Below are 21,983 nucleotides of genomic sequence, written 5' to 3'. Positions count from 1 at the left end.
AGGACATAAGCCCTAGGTAGGCCTGACGCCTCATTATGTCAAATTGGAATGATAAGCAGCAGTCGATGTGAATTTTTTATCTATTTCCCGTCGTCAAATGAGAATTGTCATGCTTTACTGACATGAAGGAGAGTGTTTGATGTCCACTATGCATTCTAACTCTTTCGATATAAGGCAACTTGAAGCCTTCGCAGCGGTGATGTCCGCCGGCAGCGTGACCGGGGCGGCAAGGCTGCTGGGACGATCGCAGCCGGCGGTCACGCGGCTGATCCAGGATCTGGAAGCCGATATCGGCTATGCGCTGCTGCATCGAAGCGGCCCGCGCATCAGCCCGACCGCGCGCGGTCTGCTCTTTCATGCCGAGGTGGAACGCCATCTTGCCAGCCTTGCCCACATCCGCGAACGGGCGAATGCCATCGGTCTCGATGAGCCGCCGTCGCTGACGATCGCGGCCACGCCTTCACTTGCGGCCGGCGTTCTGCCCCAGGCGATCGCGGCCGTCGCGCCGGACCTGATACCGCGTCATCTCCATGTGCAGGCGCTGGCGGCCGAGAACGTCGTGCAGGCCGTGCTCGCCCGCTCCGCAGACTTCGGCATATCAAGCCTGCCGCTGGAACATCCCGGTCTCGACGTGCACTGGATTGCCGAAGCGCCCTGCGTCGTTGCGCTCGCCGCGAACGACCCACTGGCCAGCAATGACGTGGTGCGTCTTTCCGATCTCGCCGAGCGCCGCATCATCACGCTCGCCAATCCCTACCGCCTGCGGCACCGCATCGACGAAGCCCTGGAACGGGCGGGCGTCGCGCCGCAACGGATGATCGACGTCAACGCTTCGCTGACGGCCCTCACCATGGTCCGGGCCGGACTGGGAGCGGCCATTGTCGAGCCGGCAACCGTCTGCGGCGTTCCGCTCGAGGGGATCGTGATGCGCGCCCTCGACCACACCATCCCCTTCCTGTTCGGCGCCATCTCGCCGGCCGCGATGCCGCTGACCCCGACGGTCGCCGCCGTCATCGATACGGCGCGCGCGGTGGCCCTGGCGATGCCCGGGTGCCGGCTGCATGACGCAGGCGGCGTCGAAGCATTGGCCGACACCGTCTACGGCGGTAGCCCGATGACCGAGGAGGTGCCGTCATGAGCGACCTCTCGACGTTTCCGAACAATCTCGAGGCTCTCGAGGCACGCCTGCGGCAGGACCTTGCCTGGCTGGAGCTGCCGGCCAAGTCCTGGGTTCCGCCCCGCCTCGTCGATGGCCAAGGGGTGGTCGACGTCGTGATCATCGGTGCTGGTATGGCCGGGCTCGTGGCCTCCGCCATGCTGAAGCGGCTCGGCGTCGCCAACCACGTCGTTCTCGACAAGGCGCCTGCCGGAAGCGAGGGGCCGTGGGTCACCTTCGCCAGGATGCGAACCCTTCGCTCTCCCAAGCAACTGACCGGGCCGGCGATGGGCCTGCCGGCGCTGACCTTCCGCGCTTATTACGAGGCGCTGCACGGCCGCGATGCCTGGGTCGCGCTCGACAGGGCGCCGCGTGAGACATGGATGGACTATCTGGTCTGGTATCGACGCGTGCTTGACCTGCCGGTGCGCAATGGGGTCGCCGTCGATGCCATTCGTCCGCGCGCCGACGGCCTGCTCGACGTCGTCTGCCGTCACGATGGCCGGACCGAAACGGCAATCGCGCGCCACGTGGTGCTGGCGACGGGCCGGGACGGCCTGGGCGGCCCCTTCGTGCCGCCGATCGCCAATGACGTCGATCGCAAGTTCTGGGCTCACACCGCCGACGAAATCGATTTCACCGCATTGCGCGGCAAGCGGGTTGGCGTCGTCGGCGCCGGCGCCTCGGCGATGGACAACGCCGCCACCGCGCTCGAGGCAGGCGCTGCCCGGCTTGACCTGTTCGTGCGCAGGACCGACCTGCCACGGATCAACAAATTCACCGGCATCGGCAGCCAGGGCGTGGTGCACGGCTTCGCCGGTCTGCCGGATGACTGGAAGTGGCGCTTTCTCGACTATGCCATGCGCTCGCAGACGCCGCCTCCGCGTCCGAGCGTCTTGCGTGTCAGCGCTTTCCCGCAGGCCCATTTCCATCTGGGAAGCCCGATCGACCGGCTGCAACAGCAAGGCGACCATATCGTCGTGACGACGCCGAACGGCAGCTATCCCGTCGATTTTCTGATCTTCGGCACCGGGTTCAAGGTCGACCTGACGAACCGGCCGGAACTTGGCCCCGTCGCATCGCATATCCGTCTGTGGCGCGACCGCTTTCCCGTGCCCGCGGATATGCGAAACGACGAGCTTGAAACCTCGCCGGACCTCGGCGACGCGTTCGAGTTCCTCGAGGTTGAGCCGGGGGCCTGCCCGGCGCTGGCCCGCATCCACTGCTTCAATTTCCCGGCCACCCTCAGCCACGGCAAGCTCACGGGCGATATTCCGGCGATCAGCGAAGGCGCCGACCGGCTCGCCCGCGGCATCGTCAGGGCGTTGTTCGTCGCCGACCGCGAGCGTCATTTCGCCGATCTCCAGGCGTTCGACACGCCCGAGCTGCTCGGAGACGAGTGGGCCAACGACGAGACCACGACGCTTTCCGATCTATCTGCCGAAAGGACACCGACCCGAAATGCTTGAGCTCAAAGATCTAAAGCTGTCCTACGGCAACACCCAGGTCCTGAACGGTGTCGATCTCTCGGTGAACCGCGGCGACGTGGTGTCGATCATCGGCCCCAGCGGCACCGGCAAGACAACATTGCTGAAGTGCATCAACTATCTGGCGAAGCCCGCCTCCGGCACGATCGCCTTCGATCAGGTCAGGATGGACTACCGGAAGCCGGACAGCACCGCGGTCCAGGCGATCCGGCTGCGGACAGCGATGGTCTTCCAGCAGTTCAACGTCTTCAAGAACATGACCGTCATTCAGAACGTGATGGATCCGCTCGTCGTCGTGCAGCGCAAGTCGAAGGAGGAGGCGCGTTCGATCGCTTTGCAGGAGCTTGAGCGGGTGGGGCTTTCGAACAAGGTCGACAGCTACCCGTCCCAGCTGTCTGGCGGCCAGCTGCAGCGAACCGGCATTGCGCGGGCGCTGGCCGTGAAGCCGGATGTCATGCTCTTCGACGAACCGACGTCGTCGCTCGACCCCGAACTCGTCGGCGAAGTTTTGAAGGTGATCAGGGACGTCACGTCGTCAGGCATCACCTCGCTCCTCGTCACCCACGAGATGCAGTTCGCCAAGAACATCTCGAACCGCATCGTCTTCATGGATCGGGGCGTTGTCGCCGCTCAAGGCAGCCCCGCCGAGATCTTCGACACGCCCACCAACCCGCGCCTTGCCCAGTTCCTGAATTCCGAACACTCCATCCAGTAAAGAAAGGATGCCTGACATGTCTTCCATCAAGTCGACTTCCCGCCGCACCTTCGGCCTCGCTGTCGCCGGTGTTGCCTTGGCCCTCGCAACAGCGGGCGTATCGCATGCCGAGGACGTGCGCACCATCAAGATCGCCACGGCTGCCGAATCCAAGCCGCTCTCGTGGGGTGCCATCGGCGTCGAGCCGCAGGGTTACGAACCCGACGTCCTGAAGGCGATTAACGCCAAGCTGCCCCAGTACAAATTCGAGATGGAGGGTGCAGCCGACATCGCTCAGGAGACCGGCCTTGCGACCGGAAAATACGACATCGCGACCGGCGGCTACTACCGGGCGCCCGCTCGTGAAAAGCAGTTCCTCATTCCCGAGAGCCCGATCGGCGCCAGCCTGATCAAGATCTACAGCCGCAAGGATAGCGGCATCAACGAGATGAAGGATCTGGTCGGCAAGAAGATCGTGCCGGTGACGGCCGGCGGCGGCATCTACAAATTCGCCACCGCCTGGCAGGAAAAGAACCCCGACTTCAAGATCGAGATCACCGCCTCCAGCGCCGGCATTCCCTATCCGGATCGCCTGAAAGAGGTCGAGAACGGCAAATACGACGCGCTGGTTCTGCCGTCGAACCTCGGCGAGCAGACGGTCATCGACCAGCAGAAGCTCAACGTCAAGGCAAGCGAGCCGGTCGCGATCAACAACACCTTCGTGCTGATCCATCGCTCCGAGGAGAACAAGGCGCTCTCTGCAGACATCGACAAGGCTCTGAAGGAGCTCAAGGCCGACGGCACGCTCGCCAAGCTCTCGCAGAAATGGTTCGGCGAGGACATCATCACCTACATGAAGTAACGCCCAAGGCAGGGCCGACGATCAAGGCTGAATTTGAAACAAGGAGTGTTCCAAAGTGGACCTTTCCATCATGATCCCCGAGCTGCTCAAGGCATTGCCGCTGACGCTTGCGATCACGTTCACGGCCATGATCGCCGGCTTCCTGCTGGCGCTGATTGCGACGACGTTCCGGGTGCGCAGGATACCGGTTCTCAGCCAGCTGGCTGACCTCTACGTGTCCTATGCCCGGAGCGTCCCCGTCGTGCTGCAACTGTTCGTCGCCTTCTACGGACTGCCGCTGATCGTCGCTCTGTTCGAGGTCGAGGACTTCGTGTCCCCGAATGTCGCGGCGATCGTCGGCCTCAGCCTCTACCATGGAGGCTATCTTTCCGAGGTTCTGCGGCCAGCCTACCTCGCCGTAGAACGCGGTCAGCATGACGCCGCCGACAGTCTCGGATACACTTTCCTTCAGAAGATCCTTCGTGTCGTCGGACCCCAGGCGGTGCACATCGCCCTGCCAGGCTACGGCAATTCGATCATCTACCTCATCCACAACGTCGCACTCGTGATGTACATCGGCGCCGCGGATGTCATGGCGACCGCCCATCTCGTCATGGAGCGCGACTACAATCAGTACCAGTTCGAGACCTACCTTGTGCTGGCGGTGATCTATTCGCTGCTATGCCTCGTGGCATGGATGGTCGTGCGCTTTTTCGAAACGCGAAACGCAAAGTTTGCGCCCAATACCGCACCGGCCAAGGCCACCATGATGGCAAGCGTCTGATCGAATAGGAGGTCATCACATGTTCGATTCCGAAGTCCTTCTGCCCGATCTCTGGGACATCCTCGGCGCGGTCCCGGTGACGCTCGCCATGGCGCTTGGCATCTTCGTCTTTTCTACGATCGTCGGCAGCCTTTTTGCGATGGTGGAATACCGGCGGGTCCCGCTGCTTCGGGAACTGGTCGTCGCCTACAAGGTCGTCTTCAAGGGCGTTCCGATGGTGATTGTGATCTTCCTCGCCTATTACGGCTTGCCGCCGACGCTGCAGTTCCTGACCTCGCTCGTCGGCATCGACTATAACGGCCACTCGACGCCGAACTGGATCACGCTCATCGTCGCCCTGACCGCCTGCGTCGCAGCCTTCCAGGCGGAAGTCGTGAAGGGCGCACTGAATTCTTTCGACAACGGTCAGGCCGATGCGGCCTACTCCCTGGGCTATAAACGCAGCCAGGTGTTCCGCCGGGTGATGCTGCCGCAGGTCATCGTCGCGGCCATCCCGGATCTTGCCAACTCTATCATGGTGATCATGAAGGCACTGTCGCTGGGATTTGCAATCGAGGTCGTCGACATCTTCGCGCAGTCGCAGCTGACCGCGGCGCTGAACTTCTACTACCTCGAAGCCTTCCTGATCGCTGTGGTCATCTACATGGTGATCGCCTATCTCGTCACCTATGCCGCCGACCGGATGGAACGGGCTCTTAGGGTATGGGCATAGGGGCGGTTCGCCCTTTCTCGAGCGCGCTGCAGGGGTCAGGATTTCCACAGCCGTTTCGGCATGTAGCGGCCATCCGCGACAGCGAACTTTCGCTTCGGGCTCGATGCGCCATCCGCTGCGCCGGCGGGGAGTTTGGCAGAAACGCATCCCAAACCTCCGTCACCCCAGGCCCTGAGCCTGGGATCCATGCCCGGTGCTGATGGAGGCAAGAGTGGATCCTCGGGGTGGGGTGGCTTCTGAAGCAAGGACAGCGGAGCGCTGCAACTACGAGCATCCTGACAGATAAAGGGCGACCGTTTATCGCCCTTTTCAATTGTGTGAATAACCGCGTGCTCCTCGCCTCATTCTCGCCGCAATCGTTATAACATAACTGTAATGTTATTACATTATAGGATGCGCCATGCCCCCGAGCCCCGACCGCCCCTCCGTCAGCCTGCTGGGAAAGTCGGCTTTATCTAGGGTGACCGGCATGGCGCTGGTCATTGCCGTGCTCTGGCTGGTGATCCACTGGGCGGTTCTGTTGCCATGACGCCGCTGATCCGTCTGGAGAATTTGACCGTCGCCTATAACAGGCATCCCGCCATCCATTATGTCACCGGCGCCTTCGCCTCGGGTAGTCTGACGGCGATCGCCGGGCCGAACGGGGCGGGCAAGTCGACGCTGCTGAAGGCGATCATGGGCGAGCTTCGCCCCGCCGAAGGCAGGGTCGAGCACCGGCTGGGGCGGGCGGAATTCGGTTATCTCCCGCAGGCGGCCGAGATCGACCGCCGCTTTCCGATCTCGGTCATCGATACCGTCATGCTCGGCGCCTGGAAGAAGACGGGCGCCTTCGGCCGCATCGCGCCCGCCGAGATGAAAAGGGCAGGCGAGGCGCTCTCCGCCGTCGGCCTCGAAGGCTTCGGCCGCCGCCATGTCGGGTCGCTGTCGGCCGGCCAGTTCCAGCGCGTGCTCTTTGCCCGCCTGCTGCTGCAGGATGCCGGCACCATCCTGCTCGACGAGCCGTTTACAGCGATTGATGCCCGCACGACCAGGGACCTCATCGATATCGTCACCCGCTGGCACGGCGAGGGCCGCACGGTGATCGCCGTGCTGCACGATTTCGAGCTCGTCCGCGCCCATTTCCCGCAAACCCTGCTGCTTGCCCGCGAACTTGTCGGCTGGGGTGCGACCGCAGACGTCATGTCCTCCGTCAATCTCCTGAAGGCGCGCGCCATGGCCGAACGCTGGGACGAGGATGCGAATGCCTGCGCACCCGAAGAGGCGCCGGCGGCATGACGGCCTACGATCTCTTCCTCGCGCCCTTTGCCGATTACGGTTTCATGCGCCGCGCGCTCGTCGCCTGCCTCTGCCTCGGGCTCGGCTCCGGCCCGATCGGCGTCTTCCTGATGCTGCGGCGCATGAGCCTGATGGGCGACGCGATGAGCCATGCCGTGCTGCCGGGGGCCGCCATCGGTTACCTCGTCGCCGGCTCGCTGTCGCTGACGGCGATGGGCCTCGGCGGTCTCATCGCCGGCCTGTCGGTGGCGCTGCTTTCCGGCGCCGTCAGCCGGATGACCGTGCTGCAGGAAGATGCAAGCTTTGCCAGCTTCTATCTCGCCTCGCTGGCGCTCGGCGTGCTGATCGTCTCGCTGCGCGGCTCGAATATCGATCTCCTGCATGTGCTCTTCGGCACCATCCTGGCAATCGATGCGCCCACCCTTTATCTGATCGGCGCGATCACCTCGATGAACCTCGTCATCCTCGCCTTCATCTATCGGCCGCTGGTGACCGAATGTTTCGATCCGGGGTTCCTGCGCGCCGTCGGCGGGCGCGGGCCGGTCTATCACGTGCTCTTCCTGCTGCTCGTGGTGCTGAACCTCGTCGCCAGCTTCCAGGCGCTCGGCACGCTGATGGCGGTCGGCCTGATGATGCTGCCGGCAGCAGTCGCCCAGCTCTGGTCGCGCAGTCTGTCGGTGATGATGGCGATATCAGCCGCAAGTGCCGCCGCATCCGGCTATCTTGGCCTGATCGCCTCCTACCATCTCGAACTCGCCTCCGGCCCGACGATCATCATGACGGCGGCGATCCTCTACGGCCTTTCTATTCTTTTCGCGCCCTCCGGCCTGGCCCGGCGCTTCTTTCCCGCCCGCATTTGAAGGGCTGATCCCAAGGAGACTTCGATGACATCGCACAGACTGCTTCTCTCCGCAGCAATCCCCGCTTTGATGGCGCTGTCGGCCATGCCCGCCTCCGCCGAAACGCTGAAGGTTGTGGCGTCCTTCACCGTGCTTGCCGATGTTGTGAAACAGGTCGGCGGCGAGCACGTCAAGGTGACGAGCCTTGTCGGGCCGAACGGCGACCCCCATGAATTCGAGCCGTCGCCGGCCGATGCGAAGAATTTGAACGCGGCGCAGGTAACCTTCGTCAGCGGCGAGGGGTTGGAAGGCTGGATGGACCGGCTGATCTCCGCCTCGGGTTACAAGGGCAAGCCGGTCACCGTTTCCGAAGGCATCAACACCCGCACCATGGAAGAGGACGGCGAAAAAATCACCGATCCGCACGTCTGGAACAGCCCCGTCAACGTCAAGATCTGGGTCGCCAATATCGAAAAGGCGCTGTCATCGGCCGATCCCACGGACGCCGCCGCCTTCAAGGCCAATGCCGAGAAGTACACAAAGACGTTGGATGAATTGAACGCCTACGCCCACGCGAAATTCGACAAGGTGGCCGACGATCGCCGTAAGGTGCTGACCAGCCATGATGCCTTCGGCTATTTCGGCCGCGAATATAATGTCAGCTTCCTGGCGCCGCTTGGTCTGTCCACCGAAAGCGAGGCCTCGGCCGCCGACGTCGCCAAGCTGATCGAGCAGATCAAGGGCGAGCATGTGAAAGCCTATTTCTTCGAGAGTTCCAACGATCCGCGGCTGGTCAAGCAGGTCGCCAAGGCAACCGGTGCCGAGCCCGGCGGCGAGCTCTATGTCGAATCCCTGTCCGACGCCAAGGGGCCGGCGCCGACCTATGAGAAAATGTTCAAATACAATGTCGACCAGCTCGCCGCCGCCATGGCGAAGTCGAGCTGAGGCATCGAGGGCTGCAGGTTTATCCTGCGGCCCTTACAAATTGAGGTCGAAGACCAGGATGCCGGCGAGGCCTCCATCCGTCGACGAGACGATGCGCTCGCCAACAGCCACATGCTCGGGATGGATGAGATAGGCGTCGCGGGCCTCGGGGCTTTCAAAGGTCACGGCAAAACCGTCGACGAAGCCGCCATGCAGGCCTTCGGGCGAAACATTCGGCCCGTACTTGATATCCACTACGCCCGGAATGACCTGTTTCAACGCGGCGATCGCTTCGAACAGCGACTGCTTGTCTTCGTTCGTCATTGCGGTCTTCAGCCGCAGGAATACGCAGTGCAGGATCATCAGTGGTCCTCCCGATTTTCTTTGGCCGATTTTCTTTGGCCCGATTTTCTTTGGCTGGAGAATAGCGGCGAAAGCCGCGAGAGCAACGAGATTTATTTTCACGCAGACGTTGCGGCGCGAGCCAGGACCCGGGCAGATTACATCTGGTCGGTCTTGACCAGAGGCCGTTTGTAGATCTTCTGCACGAGATCGCTCGCCAGCGCGCGGGCTTCGTCTTTCTCAGCCGGCGTCATCGGCCGGCAGGTGTTCCTGGTGTTGGAACTGTCGAGCACCGTCGCGGCACCCGAATTGGCGATGACGAGATGCCAGCTGCAGGAGGCGACCTTGTCGATGGCGACTGCGCCATGGCAGCCTGTGGACAGGCAGAAGGCGACGGTCACCTGGGCGCCGTGATCGCCCTTATACGCCAGATCCATGGCCGTCTTGAAATCCTTGACCCAGCGCTCGCAGTGCCGCTGTTTGTCCCCCGGCAGGCAGCTCTTGGTGACGGGAGTGAGTTCGCCGGCCTGAAGCGGCGAGACGCAAAAAACACCCAGGGAGAGGGTGAGCAGAAACTTGAGCATGGAATTTTCCTTGTGCAAGCAATGAGAGGCGCACATCGCAGGCCGCAGGTCAATGGCCATCATTGGAAGGGAAGGCCGCAGTCGCGGCGGGTCGTCAAACCGTGCTCGCGCTGGAATTGATTGGCGATCGAACCGCCCGCAACGCGTGGCTGAAACCTCACGCGCTGGAGAGGCTGGCCGTCAGTTTCTAAATTCGGGCTGCGTCCGGTCGAGCGTGCGCTTGATCGATTCGAGATGGAGGCGTGCGGACTCCGGATCGCCTTCACGCATCTGCAGATAGGCCGCCTCGGCGATCTCCGGAGCGACAGGCAGGACCTTTCGCCCGGTCGACAGGGCAAGGGTCTGAACTTCGCAGGCTCTTTCGAGATAATAGAGGTCGTCCCAGGCTTCCGCTATGCTGGGGCCGCAGACCATGACGCCATGATGCTTCATGAAGACGATGTCGGCATCGCCGATCGCCGAGGCGATGCGATCACCCTCGCGCTCGTCCAATGCGAGGCCGTTATAGTTCGAATCCACCGCGGTGCGCCCGTAGAATTTCAGGGCGGTCTGGCCGGCGAAGATGAGCGGCTCGCCCTCCGTCATCGAAAGTGCGGTGGCATAGGGCATGTGCGTATGAAAAGCAGCCTTTGCCCTGGGAATGTTCTCATGAATGCGGGCGTGAATGTAAAAGGCGGTCGCTTCCGGCTTGCCCTCTCCGGCAACGACGTGACCATGAAAATCGCAGACCAGCAGCATGGATGCGGTCAGCTCGCTGAACGCGTAGCCGTAAGGATTGACGAGGAACAGGTCGTCATAGCCCGGCACGACGGCGGAGAAGTGATTGCATATGCCTTCCTCCATTCCGTAGTGCGCCGCCATGCGAAAACAGGCGGCGAGATCGGCGCGCGCACGCCAGATTTCTTCGGTTTCCAGCTTCGGCTGATTGGGGCCGGCCGAACTTGAAACGGAGGAGGTGTTCAGTGAATGGGCCATGATGTTGCTCCCTGCTGGGGTGAAAGACGGCGGATGTCAGCTTGCGCTCAGGCGCCGGCGGACGATGCTCGTGTGGAACGTGGCGCCGTGGATCAGTCCGCCGTCGTTGAAATCGTAATTCGGATTGTGCAGCGGCGCCGAACCTTCGCCATTGCCGAGGAAGACGAAGCAGCCGGGGACATGGTCGAGAAACCGAGCGAAGTCTTCCGATCCGGTCATCGGCTCGCGCCGGACCTTGACGTTTTCGGACGGGAAGACGCTGCGGGCTGCGGCAAAGGCTTCCTCGGCCAGGGCGGCATCGTTGAGCAGGGGGACGAATTCCCGGGTATAATTCACCTCGGCCGCGACATTGTGGGCGAGCGCCGTCCCCTCGGCGATCAGGCGCATCTGCGTCTCGATCGCCGCGCTGACCTCGGGACGGAAGCTGCGGGCATCGCCCAGGATGCGCGCCAGCCCGGGCAGGGCGTTGCGGGTGCCGTCGGTCAGAAGTTCGGTCACCGAGACGACGCCGATATCGGTCGGGTCGAGCCGCCGGGAAACGATGGTCTGGAGGTTCGTCACCAATGCGCAGGCGGCGACCAGGACTTCGTTGCCGGAGTGCGGACGCGCGGCGTGTCCGCCGACGCCCTTGAGCACGATCTCGAAATTATCCTCCGCCGACATGATCGCGCCGGCGCGGGTCTGGAAAACGCCGAGCGGAAGACCCGGCATGTTGTGCAGCCCGTAGATTTCGTCGAAGGGAAAACGCGTCATCAGGCCGTCGCCGAGCATCGCCAAGGCGCCTTTGCCCCATTCCTCGGCCGGCTGAAAAATGAACCGGACGGTGCCGTCGAAATCGCCGTCCTCGGCCAGCATCCTGGCGGCGCCAAGCAGCATCGCCGTATGGCCGTCATGGCCGCAGGCATGCATCAGGCCTTCGGTCTGCGAGCGATAGGGCCGATCGCCCTGTTCGGTGATCCTCAGGGCATCCATATCGGCGCGGAGCGCGATGGAGCGGTTGCCGCCGCCGCGCCGGAGCGTTCCGACAACCCCGGTGCCGCCGACACCTTCGACGACCTCGTCGAGCCCGAACTCCCGCAGTTTCCGGGCGACGAAAGCCGCCGTCCGCTTCTCCTCGAAGCCGAATTCGGGATGGCTGTGGAGCTCGTGCCTCCAGGCGGTCATGTCCTGTTCCAGCGTCCGGCTGTCCATGGTCATTCGGGCAATTCCCCTGTTGCGAGTCCGCAAACGACGTCGAGGAGGATATTCGCTCCCGCGATGAGGTCTACGTCTGTCGTGAACTCCTTCGGATTGTGACTGATGCCGCTGCGGCTGGGAACGAAGATCATCGCGCTTGGCGCGATGCGGGCGATCATCTGGGCATCATGGCCGGCGCCCGATGTCATGCGCCCGCACGCCAGGCCGCGATCCCCGGCGGCCGCTTCGATCAGCCGAACGATCGCCGGATCGAACTTGACCGGCTCGAACCGCGCCAGCCGCTCGGCTGAAATGCCGACCTTTTCCTCGGCCGAAAGCAGCTCGAGGAAGGCAGCGAGCGCGGCTTCCTCTTCCTTCAGGCGGTCTTCGTCCGGATCACGCAGATCGACCGTGAACGTCGCGCGAGAGGGAATGACATTGATGGCGTTCGGCTCGAAAGCGATGCAGCCGACGGTCGCGACCGTCGGGGTGTTCGAGGATTTCGCCCGGTCCCGCAGAAAGGCGATGACGCGGGCCGCCGCGTATCCGGCGTCCCGGCGCATCGAGATCGGTGTCGTGCCTGCATGGTTCGCATCGCCGTCGATGGTCACCCTCTGCCAGGAAATGCCCTGCAGGTTCTCGACCGCGCCGACCGATACGCCCTCCCTTTCGAGAACGGGACCCTGCTCGATATGCAGTTCGACATAGGCGTGCGGCGTCATGAAGCCGGGCGCATGGGTGCCGGCATAGCCGATCCGCGCCAGTTCATCGCCGAGCAGAGTGCCGTCGGTGCCCAACGTCTTCAGCGCGGCGGCGACATCGAGGCCTCCGGAATAGACCAGCGAACCCATCATATCAGGCGCATAGCGCACCCCTTCCTCATTGGTGAAGGCGGCAACGACAATCGGGCGCGACGGTTCGAACCCTTCGTCTTTCAGCGTCTGGATCACCTCCAGGCCGGCCAGCACGCCATAACATCCGTCATAGATGCCGGCATTGATCACCGTGTCGATGTGAGAGCCGATCATAATCGGCTTTTCCTCCCCGCCCGCGCCATTCCAGATGCCGAAGATGTTGCCGATATGGTCGACCGCAACCTCCAGTCCGGCTTCCTCAAGCCAGGCAACAAACTGATCGCGCCCCAGCTTTTCGCTATCGGAGGCCGCCAATCGGACAAGCCGTCCCTCCGCATCGCGGCCGATCTCGCCGAGCGTGGAGATGCGCCTGAGCAGACGCGCCGGATCGATTGAACGGCGGCTCATGCTGAAGCTCCGGTCTTGAATTTCGCGGCGACCGCGGCCGGTGATCGCCCGACGATCTCTTGATATTTGCCGGGATCGGTCGCGCCTTCAGTGTTCACCAGCAATATGCGCGAATGGCCGTCGAGAGACAGGGCTTGCCTGATCGCGGGATCGCCGGCAGCGCGGATCAGCCCGGCAAGCCCGACGCCGCCGCTTTCGCCGGCGACAATCGCCGGGTCGGTTCCAGCCGGATCGGCAAGCCGTTTCATCACCGAGATCGCCTCGTCTTCGTCAACGGTCATGAACGCGTCGGCGACGCGGGAGAGGATACGCCAGGCGACGAGGGACGGTTCGTAGCATTCGAGCATCGCCATGACGGTCGGCTCGCCATGGGCAACGGTCACCGGATGTCCGGCGCGCGCCGTTTCGAACAGGCAGGCGGCGCGGGCGGGGTCGACGACTGTGAAGGTCGGGCGTTCCTCGCCGAAGGCGATGGCCATGTGGCCTGCGACGGTCGCGGCAATCCCGCCGACGCCTGCCTGGAGGAAGACATGGGTGGGCGGCCGCGGCATTGCCCTGAGCGCTTCCCTGATAAGGGCGGTGTAGCCCTGCATCACCAGCCCGGGAATGCGCTCATAGCCGGGCCATGAGGTGTCCGAGACGATGGTCCAGCCCTTTTGCTCAGCCATGCGCGCCGCCTCCCGAACGGAATCGTCATAGGTGCCGGCCACACGGATCATCTCGGCGCCGAAGCGGGCGATGGCGGCGACGCGTTCGTCGCTAACGCCGGCATGCACGAATATCGCCGCCCGGACTCCCACAAGCTGCGCGCCCTGGGCCACCGACCGGCCGTGATTGCCGTCGGTGGCGCAGGCGACGGCCATCGTCTCGGCCACCTCTCGCACATCGGAAGAATGCAATTCGGAGACATCGACGGGACGGCCGAGCCTCCTTGCTGCTTCCTCGAGGACCAGACGGATCACGGCATAGGCACCGCCAAGCGCCTTGAAACTCCCAAGGCCGAGTCGGTGGCCCTCGTCTTTCACATGGATCGAGCCGACACCGAGTTCGGCCGCCAGCGTCGGCAAGGCGACGAGCGGCGTTTCCGCATGGTTTTCCCGGAATGTCAGGTGGCGCTCGACGGCGTCTGCCGCCTCCATCCCGAGGATTTCGGCGTCCCGCGGGTCGAGGGGCTGGCGGTAGTCGGCATTGGTGTTCAGCAGAAACATGAGCGCCTCATTTCAATTGTTCGGCTAAAACATATTGCAGGCGAGGTGAAAAAGGCGCTGTATTTCGGGCTTGGTTTTGCAATTTTGTTTCGTTGGAGCCCCGTTCTGAGCCGGCCGCTAAAATCTCCCTTGGATGCTTTCGATCACAAAATCCTGGCGATCCTGCAAAGGGACAATACCACGCCGCAGCGCACGATCGGCGAAGCCGTCGGCCTGTCCGCGCCCGCCGTCCAGCGCCGGATCAAGCGTATGACGGAGGATGGGGTCATCCGGGCAAACGTCGCCGTTCTCGACCCTGCAGCGCTCGGCCAATCGATCACCATCTTCGTCGAGGTGGAGGTTATCAGCGAAACGGCAAAACAGATCGAACAGGCCAAAAGCCAGTTCGCAGCCGCGCCGGAAATCCAGCAATGCTACTACGTCACCGGCGAGGCGGATTTCATCCTGGTCATCGTCGTTCCCGCAATGGCCGATTACGAAGCGCTGACGCGGCGGCTGTTCTTCGGCAACAACAACGTCAAGCGCTTCCGGACCTTCGTCGCGATGGATCGGGTGAAGGTCGGTCTCGGCGTTCCCGTCGAGCGCTGAGACTGGCCGCTCAGGCCGCTTGGTAAGCGCAAATCATTTCAGAAATTACACTGAACGGCCGAACATTTCACAATCACCTCTTGCCATTCGTAGTACCACAACAGACCTTGCGCGATCACGGTCGAGACCGCGACAACCAATATCATTTGTTGGAGCGTGAGGGATTTCCAAAACAAAAACCGAGCTAGAAGTAGGCAGCTCGTCATTCCTGCCGGAAACATCAAAACTGGCACGAATGAACCAAATTCTGCTTCAAATCGGTTTTTCGACGAACAGCACAAGAAGTATTTGTGGTCTTCCGAAAGCCCAAGAATGACCTCGGTCACCGCTATATACCCACTCCAAACCACCGACACCGGAGCAAGAAGAAAACCCCACGACAGAGATGACGAGGAATGCCCCGAAAAAAAACAGGAACGAATTCAGGCCCATCATAAAAGCGAGTGTTTTCAGAACGAGGAAAACTGGCGATGTCAGAACACAAAGCAACGCCGCCGATGCCCAAGCCCACTTTTGTTTCTGAGTTGGAAGGTCGACTTCGGCTTGCACATTCATGCGTGGCCCCTCAAATGTGAGAAAGCAAGACGACCATGTGGTTGGTATAGTGGCCAAAGGTGACCTTTGCCGCCGAGGCCGGCAACCGCTGAAACCGGCAGGCCATCTCACGCCCGCTTGGTTAGCGGAAACCGTTCCCGCAGCAGTCGCAGCACGGATTCCGAGGCGATCGGCGGGCCGAACAGATAGCTTTGCCCGTAGTTGCAGCCCATCTTGGCGAGCTCGATCGCATCCTCGTTGGATTCGATCCCTTCGGCCACCACCTTCATTTCAAGTTCGCGCGCCATTGCGATGACCGAGCGGAGCACGGTCGCCTTCTTGTCGCTGCCGTCGCGCACCAGGGCCTTGTCGAGCTTGATCATGTCGAAGGGGAAGCGGGTCAGATAGGCGAGCGAGGAATAGCCGGTGCCGAAATCGTCGAGCGCCAGGCCTATGCCGGCTTCCTTCAGCTTCTGCAGCACGAGGCGGGCCTGTTCCGGATTTTCCATCACCATGGACTCGGTCAGTTCGAGCTTGAGGCGGGCGGGCTGGCAATGGGTCTTGGCGAGAACCGAGCGCACGTCGTCATAGAGCTCGTTGTTGAGCAGCTGCACGCTCGACAGGTTGATCGACACGAAGATCGGCAATTCGCCGGTCTGGTTCTGCCAGCTCATCAGATCGTTGGTCGCCTGCTCCAGCGCGAACATGCCGAGCGGGCCGATGAGATCGGAGGCCTCGGCGATCGGGATGAATTCGGAGGGCGGAATATTGCCGCGTTTGGGATGTTCCCAGCGCATCAGCGCTTCGAAACCGGCGACCTCGACATCTTCAAGCCGGGCGATCGGCTGGTAGACCATCGACAATTCCTTGCGCTCGATGGCGCGGCGTAGATCCGTTTCGAGCTGCAGCCGGTCGGTGCCGAAGTCGCGGAAGGCCGGCTGGAACGGCTCGACGCGGTTGCCGCCGGCCCGTTTTGCCCGGTACATGGCAAGCTCGGCATCGCTGAGCAGGCCGCTGGCGCTCTCCTGCCGGTCGACCCAGGAGGTCAGGCCGATCGACGCCGTCAGGATGATCTCGCGGTTGGCGAAGTTGATCGGCACCATGATCGCCTTGCTGATCGCATCGGCGAAATCGGCGACCTTGGCCGGATTGTGCTCGGACACCAGGATCAGGCCGAACTGGTCGCCGGCGAGCCGCGCCAGCGTGTCCTGCGGCTTCAACAGCCGGCGCAGGCGCCGGGTCAGCGCAATCAGGATATTGTCGCCGGCAGCGACGCCGAGTGCATCATTGACCAGCTTGTAGCGGTCGATGTCGATCACCATCACGGTGGGCTTGAGCGTATCGCCACCCGGCGCCAGCGCCAGCACCGCCTGCAGCCGGTCGAGGAACACCTGCCGGTTCGGCAGGCCGGTGAGATTGTCATGCAGCGCATCGTGCAGCAGCCGCTCGACGGAATTTTTCTGCTCGGTGACGTCGACGATCGTGCCGACGCAGCGGATGATTTCGCCGTTCGAGCCGAGCACCGGCCGGGCGCGGATCAGCAGCCAGTGGAAATGCCCGTCCTCGGCGCGGATGCGGAATTCGTGGTTCAGCCGGCCGCGCCGGTGTTCGAGCAGCACGTCGAGCGTGGCGCGGAAGCGGTCGCGATCGTCTGGGTGCAGCCGCGGCAGCCAGTTGCGCGCCGCCCCATGCATGGTGCCCGGGGACAGGCCGAGCTTGGTCGAAACATCGGGAATGGTGACGACGCGGTCGCGCGCCACGTCCCAATCCCACACCATGTCGCCGGACCCGGTCAGCGCCAGCGATTGCCGCTCGAGATCGGAAAACAGCCCCTGCTGGAAGGCGCCGCCTGCAAAGGCGTGCTGCATGACGGTGAAGCCGATCAGAAGCACGATGAGCACCAAGCCGCCGCCGAGGGCCGGCTGGATGATGTCGTTGTCGAGCCGTCCGGTGACCGTCAGCCATGCGCCGAACAGCCAGACGAGCGTCAGCGCCCAGGCGGGCACCAAGAGGATGGCGCGGTCGTAGCGGTTGAAGCCGAGATAGACGATCAGCAGCAGCCCGGTCGCCGCCGTCAGGGCGAAGGAAAGCCGGGCGATGCCGGCGGCAATCGACGGATCGTAGATCGCGACGCCGAAGAGCAGGGCAAGGCCGAGCACCCAGGCGAGCGTCGCGTAGCCGAGATGCGCATGCCAGCGGTTGAGGTTCAAATAGGTGAACAGGAAGATGACGAAACTGGAGGCCAGCGCCACCTCGGCGCAGGCGCGCCATATTCGCTGGTCGGCCGAGGCCACGCTGATCAGCTTGCCGAGAAAGCCGAAGTCGACGCAGATATAGCCGAGCACCGCCCAGGCAAGGGCTGCGGTCGCCGGCAGCATCGAGGTGCCCTTGACGACGAAGAGGATGGTCAGGAACACCGCCAGCAGGCCGGCAATGCCGAGCACAATGCCGCGGTAGAGCGTGAAGGCGTTGATCGTGTCCTTGTAGGCGTTCGGTTCCCAAAGGTAGATCTGCGGCAGCTCCGGCGTCGACAGTTCGGCGACGAAGGTGATGACGGCGCCGGGGTTCAGCGTGATGCGGAAGACGTCGGCCTCGTCGCTCGGCTGCCGGTCGAGCGCGAAACCTTCGCTGGGCGTAATCGCGCTGATGCGCTGCGAGCCGAGATCCGGCCAGAACAGCTTGGAATTGACCAGCCGGAAATGCGGCGCGACGATGACCCGCTCCAGCTGTTCCTCCGAGACGTTGGCGAGCGCGAACACCGCCCAGTCGCCCTGGTGATTTTCAGAGCTTGCCCTGACCTCGATGCGCCGGCGGATACCGTCGGCGCCGGCCGCCGTCGAAACCTGGAAGGCCTCGCCCTGGTTGACGTAGATTTCGGTCGTCGCGGTCAGGTCGAGCGCGGTGTCGTCACGGGAAATCTTCACCGGTTCGGCCGCCTGGGCCGCGCCCGCCGAAAGGGCGAACACCGCCAGCAAAAAGGCTGCGATCACCGCGATCAAACGTCCGGACGGTGACTTGGGCAGCATGCGGTCTCTGGTCATCGGCTGTCGGTTTTCCTGCCTTTATCCGTATCGGTGGCGAGACGTGAAAACATCACATGGTCATGCCACTGACCGTTGATCTTCAAGTATCCGCGCAGATAACCTTCCTGCTGAAACCCGGCCTTTTCAAGCAGGCGGATGCTGCGCGCGTTATCTGGAATACAGGCTGCTTCGATACGGTGCAACTCAAGCCCGGTGAAGATATAAGGAATAACCATTTGAAGGGCGGCGAACATATGCCCCTGGCCGGCATGGCGCTCGCCCATCCAGTAGCCGATCATGCAGCTTTGTGCCGCGCCCCGCCTGATATAACCGATGGTGATGCCGCCGACGAGGGCGTGGTTTTCCTTGAGGAAAATGAACAGCGGGATTGCCTGGCCCGAGGCATATTCCTGCTTGCCGCGGATGACGCGGGCGCGGTAGGCGCCTTCCGTCAGCTCGTCGCGCCGCCAGGTCGGCTCCCAGGGCTCCAGGAACTTGCGGCTTTCGGCGCGCAGCCGGTGCCATTGGTTGAAATCCTGGTAGCGCGGCAGGCGCAAGAGATATCGGTCGTTTTCCAGCTCGACCGCATCCGGCTGCCGCGACAGAAACCGAAACACCGATTTTGGCATCCATCACTCCCGGCAGGACGAACGCCGGCTCAGCGGCCGGCCTGCATCGTTTTCGGTGCCGGGACCGAAAGCGACGCGGTGATGTCTTCCATCGGCGCGAGCTGTTCCAGCGGACCGATCGCCGAAAGCGTCGGCACCGTGTCGTAGAACAGCCGGCCGGCGAGATCGGTCAGCCGCTCGATGGTGATGCCCTCGAGCCGTTCCATCATCTCCATATTGGAGATCGGCCGGCCGTAAAGCATCATCTGCCTGGCGATCTGGCCGGCGCGCGACGCCGGACTTTCCTGGCCCATCAGCAACTGGGCGCGGATCTGGGCGCGGGCGCGCTCGATTTCCTTCTGGTGGATCTGATCGGCGGATTTGTGCAGCTCGTCGATGATGACGGGCACCAGCTCCGGCAGATTTTCGCCGCCGGTCGCAGCATGAATGCCGAAGATGCCGGTGTCGGAAAAGCCCCAGTGGAAGGCATAGACCGAATAACAGAGACCGCGGAATTCGCGCACTTCCTGGAACAGCCTGGAGGACATGCCGCCGCCGAGGATATTGGCGAGAATCTGCGAACAGTAGAAATCGCGGGCATGGTAGGGCTTGCCCTCGAAGCCGAGCAGGATCTGCGCGTCCATCAGATCGCGCGGTTCGCGCACGCTGCCGCCGATATAGCGCGCCGCTTCCATGACCGGCGGCGCCGAAGGCTCGCTCGGCAGGCTGGCGAAACGATCCTCGACCATGCGCAGGAATTCGTCATGCTCGACGGCGCCGGTGGCGACGACGAACATGCGGTCGGTCGTGTAGTTGCGGCCGAGATAGCCGCGGATCTGCTGCGGCGTGAAGGAGACGACGGTCTCCGGCGTGCCGAGGATGGCTCGGCCGAGCGTCTGGTCGCGATAGGCGACCTCGGAGAACCGGTCGAACACCACGTCGTCGGGCGTGTCGTTGGCGGCGTTGATCTCCTGCAGGATCACCTGCTTCTCGCGCTCCAGCTCCTCCTCCTCGAAGGCCGATTCCGTCAGGATGTCGGCGAGGATATCGACGGCGAGCGGCACGTGGTCTTTCAGCACGCGGGCGTAGTAGGAGGTGGTCTCGGTTGAAGTGGCGGCGTTGACTTCGCCGCCGACGTCCTCGATTTCCTCGGCGATCTGGCGGGCGCTGCGGCGTCCCGTTCCCTTGAAGGCCATGTGTTCTAGCAGATGGGCGATGCCGTGCTCGTCTGCCGTCTCGTTACGCGATCCCGATTTGATCCAGACTCCGAGCGCAACGCTTTCAAGGTGCGGCATGGTTTCTGTGACTACTGTCAGCCCGGATTTCAGCCGGGTGCACTCAACTGTCATTGGCTATCTTTCTGCGCCTGCCGTCGTCTTGCCGCGGGCGTGTTTGCCGATAAAGGTCTCTACGGCTTTCAGCTCCGGTTCGATGATCTGGAAGCGCTCCTCCCTGTGCATCAGATCAGCAAGCCACGTCGGAAGCGCCGGGTCAATACCGCAGGCCGATTTTACGGCGGCCGGGAATTTCGCCGGATGCGCGGTCGAAAGCGTCACCATCGGCGTATTCGGCTTTTCCTTCTTCCTGGCGACGAAGACGCCGATCGCCGAATGCGGATCGAGCAGATAACCGGTCTCGGCATATGTCGTGCGGATCGTCTCGGCCACCTGTTTTTCGCTGGCGCGACCGGCCCGGAAGTCGCGGCGGATCGCCTTCAGCGCTTGCTCGCCGATCTCGAAGCCATTGGATTGTTTGAGGCTTTCCATGGCCGCGCGCACCTTCGAGGCGTCGCGCCCATAGGCTTCGAACAGCAGCCGTTCGAAATTCGACGAGATCTGGATGTCCATCGAAGGCGAGCTTGTCGCCTTGACCGCCTTCATGTCGTAGCGGCCGGTCTTCAGCGTCCGCTCCAGGATGTCGTTCTCATTGGTGGCGATCACCAGCCGGTCGATCGGCAGGCCCATGCGCTTGGCGCCGTAGCCGGCAAAGATATCGCCGAAATTGCCGGTCGGCACCGTGAACGAGATCTTCCGGTCCGGCCCGCCGAGCGCCACGGCGGTCGTGAAATAATAGACGATCTGGGCCATGATGCGCGCCCAGTTGATCGAGTTGACGCCGGAGAGGCCGACCTTGTCGCGGAACGCCGCGTCGTTGAACATCGCTTTGACGAGGTTCTGACAATCGTCGAAATTGCCCTCGACGGCAAGCGCATGCACATTGGCGGCCGTCGATGTCGTCATCTGCCGCTGCTGCACCGGCGAGACCTTGCCATGCGGGAAGAGAATGAAGATGTCGGTACGCTCGCGCCCCGCGAACGCGTCGATCGCCGCCCCGCCGGTATCGCCCGAAGTGGCGCCGACGATCGTCGCCCGTTTGCCGCGCTTCTCCAGCGCGTAATCCATCAGCCGGGCCAGCAGCTGCATCGCCACATCCTTGAAGGCGAGCGTCGTGCCATGGAACAGCTCCATGACAAAACTGTTCGGCCCGGTCTGCACGAGCGGCGCGATCGCCGGATGGCGGAAGGTGCCGTAGGCCTCGTCGATCATCGCTCGGAAAGTCGCCGCGGGGATCTCGCCATTGGTGAAGGGCGAAAGGATGGTGAAGGCGATTTCCTGATAGCTCTTGCCGCGCAGCGCCCGGATTTCTTTCTTCGAAAACTGCGGCCATTCCCGGGGAACATAGAGCCCGCCGTCGCGCGCCAGCCCCGTCAGCAGGGCGTCGCAAAAGCCGAGGGCAGGGGCCTCGCCGCGGGTCGAGATATAGTCCACGTTCATCATCCTTGATCTATCGCTGGAGGAAGTTCGGCCGGGCCGGGCCGTGGCTCGCGCAGCCGGAAACCGGCCAGCGCTGCGCTTGCGGCCATACCATCGCCGTTATCTTGTTGAAGTTGCCCGCATCCGGGGGCGAAAAGTGCATCAAAACGGCGCGTACCCAATCGATTTTTGTTTGCGCCGCTGATATAGACCATCGC

The 21,983-nt window shown here is 62.9% G+C and carries 22 protein-coding genes and 1 pseudogene; 11 read left to right on the top strand and 12 right to left on the bottom strand.

The features are described from left to right. Window positions 1-139 precede the first annotated feature (139 nt). From MF410_RS13930 to MF410_RS13890, 10 genes and pseudogenes are all read left to right on the top strand, one after another. Entirely contained in the window at window positions 140-1,138 is a 999-nt protein-coding gene (locus MF410_RS13930; RefSeq protein WP_097624110.1) for a LysR family transcriptional regulator, read from the top strand. Further along, window positions 1,135-2,625 carry an NAD(P)/FAD-dependent oxidoreductase gene (locus MF410_RS13925; protein WP_097624111.1) on the top strand — a complete coding sequence of 497 codons (1,491 nt, stop codon included), beginning with the start codon at window positions 1,135-1,137 and terminating at the stop codon, window positions 2,623-2,625. The genes MF410_RS13930 and MF410_RS13925 overlap by 4 nt, the downstream gene beginning before the upstream one ends. Further along, the gene (locus MF410_RS13920) at window positions 2,618-3,358 is read left to right on the top strand and encodes an amino acid ABC transporter ATP-binding protein (RefSeq protein ID WP_097624112.1); all 741 of its coding nucleotides are present in this window, start codon (window positions 2,618-2,620) and stop codon (window positions 3,356-3,358) included. The genes MF410_RS13925 and MF410_RS13920 overlap by 8 nt, the downstream gene beginning before the upstream one ends. A 16-nt stretch (window positions 3,359-3,374) precedes the next feature. Beyond that, entirely contained in the window at window positions 3,375-4,199 is an 825-nt protein-coding gene (locus tag MF410_RS13915; protein ID WP_097624113.1) for an amino acid ABC transporter substrate-binding protein, read from the top strand. Window positions 4,200-4,254: 55 nt separating this feature from the next. After that, a complete protein-coding gene (locus MF410_RS13910) occupies window positions 4,255-4,962 on the top strand; it encodes an amino acid ABC transporter permease (protein WP_097624114.1) in 708 nt (235 codons plus the stop codon). Between the two features lie 19 nt (window positions 4,963-4,981). After that, entirely contained in the window at window positions 4,982-5,674 is a 693-nt protein-coding gene (locus MF410_RS13905) for an amino acid ABC transporter permease (protein WP_018245131.1), read from the top strand. A gap of 400 nt (window positions 5,675-6,074) precedes the next feature. Further along, window positions 6,075-6,203 carry a hypothetical protein gene (locus MF410_RS36630; RefSeq protein WP_275593015.1) on the top strand — a complete coding sequence of 43 codons (129 nt, stop codon included), beginning with the start codon at window positions 6,075-6,077 and terminating at the stop codon, window positions 6,201-6,203. Then, window positions 6,200-6,949, top strand: a complete 750-nt coding sequence (locus tag MF410_RS13900; RefSeq protein WP_097624115.1) for a metal ABC transporter ATP-binding protein — start codon at window positions 6,200-6,202, stop codon at window positions 6,947-6,949. The genes MF410_RS36630 and MF410_RS13900 overlap by 4 nt, the downstream gene beginning before the upstream one ends. Further along, window positions 6,946-7,817 (top strand): annotated as a pseudogene (locus MF410_RS13895) (metal ABC transporter permease). Before MF410_RS13900 ends, MF410_RS13895 begins: the two are co-directional and overlap by 4 nt. 16 nt (window positions 7,818-7,833) lie before the next feature. After that, on the top strand, window positions 7,834-8,733 hold the full coding sequence (locus MF410_RS13890) for a metal ABC transporter substrate-binding protein (RefSeq protein ID WP_097624117.1): 900 nt from the start codon (window positions 7,834-7,836) through the stop codon (window positions 8,731-8,733). Between the two features lie 33 nt (window positions 8,734-8,766). Here MF410_RS13890 and MF410_RS13885 read toward each other — a convergent pair whose 3' ends face one another. The 6 genes from MF410_RS13885 to MF410_RS13860 all read right to left on the bottom strand — a co-directional run bounded on the left by MF410_RS13885 (window position 8,767) and on the right by MF410_RS13860 (window position 14,259). Continuing rightward, on the bottom strand, window positions 8,767-9,075 hold the full coding sequence (locus MF410_RS13885; protein WP_097624118.1) for a Dabb family protein: 309 nt from the start codon (window positions 9,073-9,075) through the stop codon (window positions 8,767-8,769). A 137-nt stretch (window positions 9,076-9,212) separates the two neighbouring features. After that, window positions 9,213-9,638: a hypothetical protein gene (locus MF410_RS13880; RefSeq protein WP_097624119.1), complete on the bottom strand. Its 426-nt coding sequence runs from the start codon at window positions 9,636-9,638 to the stop codon at window positions 9,213-9,215. 180 nt (window positions 9,639-9,818) lie between these two features. Next, complete coding sequence (locus MF410_RS13875; protein WP_097624120.1) at window positions 9,819-10,613, bottom strand: aldolase; 795 nt, start codon at window positions 10,611-10,613, stop codon at window positions 9,819-9,821. A 36-nt stretch (window positions 10,614-10,649) separates the two neighbouring features. Further along, window positions 10,650-11,810, bottom strand: coding sequence for a M20 aminoacylase family protein (locus MF410_RS13870; protein ID WP_097624121.1), 1,161 nt, complete (start codon window positions 11,808-11,810; stop codon window positions 10,650-10,652). Further along, complete coding sequence (locus tag MF410_RS13865) at window positions 11,807-13,051, bottom strand: Zn-dependent hydrolase (RefSeq protein WP_131711373.1); 1,245 nt, start codon at window positions 13,049-13,051, stop codon at window positions 11,807-11,809. The genes MF410_RS13870 and MF410_RS13865 overlap by 4 nt, the downstream gene beginning before the upstream one ends. Continuing rightward, the gene (locus MF410_RS13860; RefSeq protein ID WP_097624123.1) at window positions 13,048-14,259 is read right to left on the bottom strand and encodes a diaminopropionate ammonia-lyase; all 1,212 of its coding nucleotides are present in this window, start codon (window positions 14,257-14,259) and stop codon (window positions 13,048-13,050) included. Before MF410_RS13860 ends, MF410_RS13865 begins: the two co-directional genes overlap by 4 nt. Window positions 14,260-14,364: 105 nt before the next feature. Between MF410_RS13860 and MF410_RS13855 the strand changes: the two genes are divergently transcribed. After that, the gene (locus MF410_RS13855; RefSeq protein WP_097624182.1) at window positions 14,365-14,847 is read left to right on the top strand and encodes an Lrp/AsnC family transcriptional regulator; all 483 of its coding nucleotides are present in this window, start codon (window positions 14,365-14,367) and stop codon (window positions 14,845-14,847) included. 252 nt (window positions 14,848-15,099) lie between these two features. On the opposite strand, the gene MF410_RS13850 is transcribed toward MF410_RS13855, so the two are convergent. From MF410_RS13850 to MF410_RS13825, 6 genes are all read right to left on the bottom strand, one after another. Continuing rightward, window positions 15,100-15,402 (bottom strand): hypothetical protein, encoded by a 303-nt coding sequence (locus MF410_RS13850; RefSeq protein WP_239619821.1) that lies wholly within the window; start codon window positions 15,400-15,402, stop codon window positions 15,100-15,102. A gap of 107 nt (window positions 15,403-15,509) precedes the next feature. Beyond that, entirely contained in the window at window positions 15,510-18,422 is a 2,913-nt protein-coding gene (locus MF410_RS13845; RefSeq protein WP_064837171.1) for a sensor domain-containing phosphodiesterase, read from the bottom strand. Beyond that, complete coding sequence (locus MF410_RS13840; RefSeq protein WP_097624124.1) at window positions 18,419-19,033, bottom strand: GNAT family protein; 615 nt, start codon at window positions 19,031-19,033, stop codon at window positions 18,419-18,421. Before MF410_RS13840 ends, MF410_RS13845 begins: the two co-directional genes overlap by 4 nt. Window positions 19,034-19,062: 29 nt before the next feature. After that, window positions 19,063-20,361, bottom strand: a complete 1,299-nt coding sequence (locus tag MF410_RS13835; RefSeq protein ID WP_097624125.1) for a pitrilysin family protein — start codon at window positions 20,359-20,361, stop codon at window positions 19,063-19,065. Between the two features lie 3 nt (window positions 20,362-20,364). Next, a complete protein-coding gene (gene thrC / locus MF410_RS13830) occupies window positions 20,365-21,789 on the bottom strand; it encodes a threonine synthase (RefSeq protein WP_097624126.1) in 1,425 nt (474 codons plus the stop codon). After that, entirely contained in the window at window positions 21,786-21,980 is a 195-nt protein-coding gene (locus MF410_RS13825; RefSeq protein ID WP_165503941.1) for a hypothetical protein, read from the bottom strand. The genes thrC and MF410_RS13825 overlap by 4 nt, the downstream gene beginning before the upstream one ends. Window positions 21,981-21,983: the final 3 nt, after the last annotated feature.

Source organism: Rhizobium sp. C104, from assembly GCF_022354505.1.
GTDB lineage: Bacteria > Pseudomonadota > Alphaproteobacteria > Rhizobiales > Rhizobiaceae > Rhizobium > Rhizobium redzepovicii.
The sequence above is the reverse complement of the archived record's forward strand: the minus strand, read 5'-3'. Positions and strand labels throughout refer to the sequence as shown.